The organism is Streptomyces spongiae, from assembly GCF_009377185.1.
Classification (GTDB): domain Bacteria; phylum Actinomycetota; class Actinomycetes; order Streptomycetales; family Streptomycetaceae; genus Streptomyces; species Streptomyces spongiae.
Genome location: NZ_VJZC01001063.1, coordinates 1 through 1,354, shown reverse-complemented (window position 1 = coordinate 1,354; position 1,354 = coordinate 1). Strand labels below are relative to the sequence as shown.

Annotated in this window: 1 protein-coding gene; it reads left to right on the top strand. The window is 69.9% G+C overall.

All coding sequences use genetic code 11. The features are described from left to right. Positions 1-1,354, top strand: a 1,354-nt coding sequence (locus FNH08_RS50120; protein ID WP_152778681.1) for a polyketide synthase dehydratase domain-containing protein, incomplete at both ends; no start/stop codon positions are given.

Below are 1,354 nucleotides of genomic sequence, written 5' to 3'. Positions count from 1 at the left end.
GGGAAGGGCAGGGCGCTGCAGGTGTATGCCCGGCCCGACGAGGCGGCTCCCGACCAGCCCTGGACTCTGCATGCCACGGGTGTCCTCGACGACTTGGGTGCCGGCCTTACAGAGGTGGCCGGGTTGGGTGCCTGGCCGCCGGCCGGTGCCCGTGAGTTGGCTGTGGACGGTCTTTATGACGTGCTCGACGAGTCCGGGCTCACGTACGGCTCTGCTTTCCGGGGTCTGGCCCGGGTGTGGGTGTCCGGTGATGACCTGTTCGTCGAGGCGGTCCTGCCTGAGCCGGTTGCGGGGGAGGCGGCGGCCTTCGGGCTGCATCCGGCGCTGTTGGACACGGTGCTGCACGCGCTGGCTCTGCGTGCTGGTGAGGGGCAGCAGGGTGCGTTGTTGCCGTTTGTGTGGTCGGGTGTGTCCTTGCACTCGGTCGGTGCGGGTGTGGTGCGGGCCCGGCTGACGCCGTGCGGGGCGGATGCGTACTCGCTGCATGTCAGTGATGCGGCGGGTGCGCCGGTGGCGGTCGTCGACTCGCTGGTGCTGCGTCCTGTGTCCGCCGCCGATGTGGTGCGGGCGGCGGCGGGTTCGGATGGTCTGTTCCGTCTTGAGTGGGGTCCGGGGCCCGTGGGCGGACGCGTGGAGAGCGCTCGTGGCGGGCAGTGGGCGGTGGTCGGTGATGTGGAGACGGCGGCCTGGCGTGAGTCGGGCGTGCCGGTGCGGCATTTTGCGGACCTGGACGCTCTTACTGCCGCCGTCGATGCCGGTGAGATCGTGCCGTCGGTCGTCGGGCTGAGTGTGGGGGTGAACTCTGGTGATGTCCTGAGCCCGGTTGCTGATCTCCTGGGTGTCATGCGGACCTGGCTGTCACAGGAGCGATGGGCCAACACGCCTCTGGTCGTGCTGACCAGTGGTGCGGTTGCCCTGCATCCTGTCTCCGGCGCGGAGATGCCGGATCTGGGCGGTGCCGGGGTGTGGGGTCTGGTCCGGTCGGCGATCAGTGAGCATCCCGGGCGTCTGGTGCTGGCCGATGTCGACGAGACGGCCGCTTCGTATCGCACGCTCGCCGAGCGGCTCTCTCCTGTCGATGAGCCCCAGCTTGCCCTGCGCGCCGGTGAGGTCTGGGTGCCGCGCTTGGTGCGGATGGCCTCGGGGGCCGGTGAGGTGCGGGTGGCGGCGCCCTGGGCCGGCGATGGGACGGTGCTGATCACGGGTGGTACGGGTGGTCTGGGTGCTGAAGTGGCCCGGCATCTGGTCACCGTGCATGGTGTGCGGGATCTGCTGCTGGTGTCCCGGCGCGGGATTGAAGCCCCCGATGCGGGTGAACTTGCCGGGCAGCTGGAGGAGTTGGGTGCGAGGGTCA